Origin of the sequence: Rickettsia sp. TH2014 (assembly GCF_019249195.1) — a bacterium.
Lineage (GTDB): Bacteria > Pseudomonadota > Alphaproteobacteria > Rickettsiales > Rickettsiaceae > Rickettsia > Rickettsia felis.
This window is the reverse complement of the sequence record NZ_MXAX01000020.1, coordinates 1-4,756: the sequence shown is the minus strand read 5'-3', so window position 1 is coordinate 4,756 and position 4,756 is coordinate 1. Positions and strand designations below refer to the sequence as shown.

Genomic DNA, 4,756 nt, shown 5'->3' with positions numbered 1-4,756 from the left:
GTAAGATTAAATCTTGACTTCTACACATTATAACAGGCATCGTAATCAACTATAGCTGTTTTTTCTCTTCTAATACATCTGCTACGGTTTTATTACCAACCATCTGGATACTTGGATCAAACGGCGGCTTATTTTCTTTATTTAATAATGCTTTTAAAGTTAGAAGTTTTGGAGTATTAGCATTCACTTTTGAATTATTTAAAAATAATCTATGGCTAGGCGTCGCTGCATCTTGAGTACATTGACTATTTACATTACCACCGATTTTTATTAAAGTTTCTACGATTTTAGTAGCGTTATAGTCACTATACCAATCAAGTGGTGTTCTACCACTCTTATCAGAGAAATTTACATCAGGTTTTGTATACATATTGTTTATACATTTTTCTAAGAATTCGGCTCCAAATTCACCAAGCCATGCTATGGTATTAGAATTCAATTGATCCATAATGTTAGGATTAAATCCTTGTTGTTTTACTATTTTTTCTATTATAGGCTCCGCTAAAGATTTTAGCTCTTTAAAATTGTTGATTAACAATGTTTTTTCTTGACCGGATGCTTTTGAAATATCTTGTTTAATAGACCATATTATATTACCAAGCGTAGCAATCATATTATTACCGCCGGTAGAATTTACAAGATTACAATTTTCTAATGTTTTTTCTGCTAATTCCTTTACATTTTTTATTAAAGTTTTAAACCTGCTTGAGCTAAATATTTATGACCGTTATCGGGTATTTTAGATATTGTATTTTGTATTTGTAAAGTACCGTTAGCTAATAAATTTAATATATTATTTGTTACAAGCGAAGGGTTAGCTCCAAATTTTAGCAAATTTTCAACTATTTTATAATATTTATCCATTTGAGTTTGAAATAAACTTATATTTTGATTACTCGGATTATTAGTAATAAGCTGATATTTATTTCAATATGTATTTACATAAATATTTATTGCAGAATATAAAGCGGTATGATTATCTTGACCAAGATCGTTAATATCTAAACCTAACGACTTTAATTTTTCGGTTTGGTCTTTACGGAAATCATCCGAAATATGCGGCTCCATAGCAACACGGAAAAAATTATGAATTTTTGCTTTTTCAGCTGCAACAAATTTATCCATTATTTGAGAATTATTATGAAATACATCCATTACCTTAGAGCTATTACTCCAAATTCCCCACTCAAGTATAGTATTACCAGCCCTGTCTTTCTTACCCCAATTTTAGTTTCAGGGATGGAGATCATTTTGCTTAATATCTGTACAGCAGTATTTTCTAAAGCATTTTTAACGTTCTGATCTTGTTGTTGAGGTATTAAATTACAAAGAGTTTCAAAAATATTAAGATTGTTGTTAACATTATTGACATTATCTTTATTTAAAGCCGTTGGTACAGACATTATATCTTGTATACGTCCGGTATTAAGTAATTCACAAGGTGTACGTGTATCAGGAATATTAATATCAAGACTTATTTGTTTAAATTTTTCGATTTGCTCGTTTTGGAACGTAGAGGCAAGATGGTTTGATTTTAAAACACGTGTAAAATTTTGCATTTGTGCTTTTTCAATTGCTATAAACTTCGTTGTTGTATATGCAGAACCGCTCCAAATACCCCATTCAAGTATAGTATTACCGGCTCCATCTTTCTTACCCCAATTAGTTTCAGGGATGGAGATCATTTTTCCTAATGTTTGTATTGCAGTATTTTCTAAAATATTCTTAACATTCTTATCTTGCTGTTGAGGTATTAAATTGCAAAGAGTTTCAAAAATATTAAGGCTGTTGTTAAGCTCATTAACATTAGTTCCATTTAAAAACTGCGGTATATATTGTATATTTCCTGAAGTTAACAATTGGAAAGTTGTAGTCATAAAAGTATCCAATTTATATTATTTTTTATAAAAAATACCATGAAATATGGTTCGCATCTAGTTGTAATATATGTAATACGTGAAAACTTAATGGGTCTCAAGTAATTATTAAAAAATTAATTATTATTTAATACCAAGGTGCGAGAGATAAGTTTATTTTAATTCCTTTAACTGTGATATCAGATTTTTTACAGGCAAGATATTTTTCTTCTCTAATTAAGGCGATAGCTTTATTACGGTAACTTGAACATATTACACCGATTTTTTCATTACTTGCTAGTATATCTTCATCTTTAACTAATAAAGATAAATCGTCATCTGCTGTAATTTTATATATCTTTCTTCTTATAACCCCTTGATATTTAGCTCTTGAAATGACTTCCTGACCGACATAACAGCCTTTGTCAAAACTAATTGCCTTTAACTTCTCAGCACCGTACATATTTGGAATGGATTTATCTGTGATTAAATCTTCCACACCGTCTATTATTGCGAAATTATATTTATCTTCGAGGTATAAGGAAGCTGGATTCTCGCTTCCGCAGAGAGATGTTGTTGCGCAGTTCTCCAAACCGTCATTGCGAGTGACCATAGGGAATGTGACAATCTCAGGAATTTTGTCCGAGATTGCTTCGTCGACGCCTATGGCGTCTTCTCGCAATGACAAAAAAGATGACACGATTGAGCGAAAACCGAGCATAGGATATCTCGGATCACGAAACGTAACTAGCGTGTCTATATCTAATTTTTGATGTGAATAGACAATTTTATACTCTTCGCTAAAATTTATTATTTGTATTTTTGAGCGAAATTTATAGAAGTTTAAATGCTCTATCAAAGCAGCTTTATTACTTTTATCAATATCAAGGTAAATTTCCTCAAGGTTATGAACATACACGAAAAAATCAAATAAATATCTTCCTTGATTATTAAGCAAATAGGTATAACAGTAGCTGCTCTTACAAATATCGTTAGTAATGAGATTTTGTAGGAACTTTACCGAATCTAAACCTATTATTTTGATAATCTCTCTATTACTTAATATTTCATACATAATTATAATATTATTGACTTTATAGGTGCCTAACTACTATACTCTAAATTTATATAAATTAAACTTAATAATCATGAGATGTTCATCTTACTGCACTTCTTCCGAATATAAGATGAGTGATCTAGTTACTAATTTAAAAAAGATTGGTCTTGAGCCTCAGCATTTTGACGATGTTTTATATATTCGGAAAGAGATAAATAAAGACTCTGATTTTATAGAGATATTTTTCTTTCCGTTTGGCTGTGTAACTATTTGGGGCGGCGATGAAATTCAAGAAAAAATAGTTTTAAACGATACTGATTTAGTAACAGTTAATAAGCTTAAAGAGCCGGTATCTGATTATATTTATTTTGAATATAATACAGAAGCCCCGAAAACATTTATTGACGAAGAAAAAAATAAAATAATCTTAGCAGATAAATCAGTTTTTGTTAAACTTTCTATTTCTCATGCTCTTGCACAATCGGTTAAACTTAGCGTTCTTGAGCAATCCGTTAGTAACTTGATTGTTCAGACCACTCCTATTCAGCAGGAACTAGCTAGAACCGGCAGCGTATCGCTTTCAAAAAAGGAGATATTACAGCAAATAGGTATATTATTTAACGAGCGTTATTCAATCAGTTTGCATAGCGACATATTCGATACTCCGGAATTCTTTTGGCGTCGTCCGAGCTATGAGCCTCTATATCTGATGACGGCAGAGTTTCAAGACATAGAAATACGGCAAAATATAATGAATCATCGGCTTAATATGATTCACGAGCTTTTAGACATTCTTTCAAATGACCTTAATTATAAACATTCTACCAAACTTGAGTGGATTATTATTATTTTAATCGGTCTTGAAGTTGTCTTGTCGTTATCTCATACTAATCTTTTCTTAAAAATTATCGGAGCTTTATAAATAGCTTCTATGCAAATTATCGATAATCAAAAAACATTAGAAGAATTTTGTAACAGGTTAGCAAATAAGACGTGCTTAAGCATAGATACGGAATTTGAGCGTCGCTATACCTATTATGCTCAGCTTAGTATAATTCAAGTTAAAGCAGAAGAATATTGCGGAATAATTGATGCATTAAGCAACTTAGATCTGAATATTTTTAATAAGTTACTTGCAGATAATAATATTACTAAAATATTTCATGCTCCTCGGGAAGATTTAGAGATTTTCTATAATTTATTTAAAACCCTACCTTCTAATGTTTTTGATATACAAATTGCAGCAAATATTTGCGGATTCGGTAAACAGCTAAGCTATGATGACCTTTGTTATAAGTTAATTGGTATTACTATCGATAAAACCCACCAAAAATCTAACTGGCTAAAACGCCCTATCACTAGTGATATGTTAAATTATGCAATGTTAGATGTGGAGTATTTGTATAAGATATATAAAGAGCTAAATAATATAATTATTAGAAATAATTTAACTAATAAATACCAAACTACTCTTAGTTCTTTATTAGACGTTAGAAATTATAAGGTTGAGCCGAAAAATGCGTGGAAAAAAATAAAATATAGAAGTGATGATGAGAGTTTTAACCGTAAAATTCAAGCACTTGCAGCTTATCGTGAAGAGAATGCACAAACTATAAATATTCCTCGTAAGCATTTTATTTTAAATGAAGATTTAATAAAGCTTAGTAAATGCCCGCCATTGCATCACAAGGATTTTAAAAATCTAAATTTAAAAAGCAAATATTTACATAAACAAAAATATAAAGATGAAATAATAAGTTTGTGTAATAACTTATAAGAAAAAAGCTACAAATCAAATAATTTGTAGCCTATATATGATGTAGAAGTCAAGATTTAATCTTAC

The 4,756-nt window shown here is 30.1% G+C and carries 7 protein-coding genes; 2 read left to right on the top strand and 5 right to left on the bottom strand.

Annotation, left to right across the window (positions count from 1 at the left end; translation table 11 throughout):
* Positions 1-49: 49 nt before the first annotated feature.
* From KYQ89_RS07490 to KYQ89_RS00240, 5 genes are all read right to left on the bottom strand, one after another.
* Positions 50-613 (bottom strand): hypothetical protein, encoded by a 564-nt coding sequence (locus KYQ89_RS07490; RefSeq protein WP_256621156.1) that lies wholly within the window; start codon positions 611-613, stop codon positions 50-52.
* A 74-nt stretch (positions 614-687) separates the two neighbouring features.
* Positions 688-864, bottom strand: coding sequence for a hypothetical protein (locus KYQ89_RS07485; protein ID WP_256621155.1), 177 nt, complete (start codon positions 862-864; stop codon positions 688-690).
* 63 nt (positions 865-927) lie between these two features.
* Positions 928-1,155 (bottom strand): hypothetical protein, encoded by a 228-nt coding sequence (locus KYQ89_RS00250; RefSeq protein ID WP_256621154.1) that lies wholly within the window; start codon positions 1,153-1,155, stop codon positions 928-930.
* Complete coding sequence (locus tag KYQ89_RS00245) at positions 1,155-1,877, bottom strand: hypothetical protein (protein ID WP_218459805.1); 723 nt, start codon at positions 1,875-1,877, stop codon at positions 1,155-1,157. The genes KYQ89_RS00250 and KYQ89_RS00245 overlap by 1 nt, the downstream gene beginning before the upstream one ends.
* A 127-nt stretch (positions 1,878-2,004) precedes the next feature.
* Positions 2,005-2,931 (bottom strand): YgfZ/GcvT domain-containing protein, encoded by a 927-nt coding sequence (locus KYQ89_RS00240; protein ID WP_218459802.1) that lies wholly within the window; start codon positions 2,929-2,931, stop codon positions 2,005-2,007.
* 112 nt (positions 2,932-3,043) lie between these two features.
* Here KYQ89_RS00240 and KYQ89_RS00235 point away from each other — a divergent pair, with 112 nt between their 5' ends.
* Both KYQ89_RS00235 and KYQ89_RS00230 read left to right on the top strand, forming a co-directional pair.
* Positions 3,044-3,835 (top strand): RMD1 family protein, encoded by a 792-nt coding sequence (locus KYQ89_RS00235; RefSeq protein WP_218459801.1) that lies wholly within the window; start codon positions 3,044-3,046, stop codon positions 3,833-3,835.
* A gap of 9 nt (positions 3,836-3,844) precedes the next feature.
* A complete protein-coding gene (locus KYQ89_RS00230) occupies positions 3,845-4,690 on the top strand; it encodes a ribonuclease D (protein ID WP_218459799.1) in 846 nt (281 codons plus the stop codon).
* The last annotated feature ends 66 nt before the right edge of the window (positions 4,691-4,756 follow it).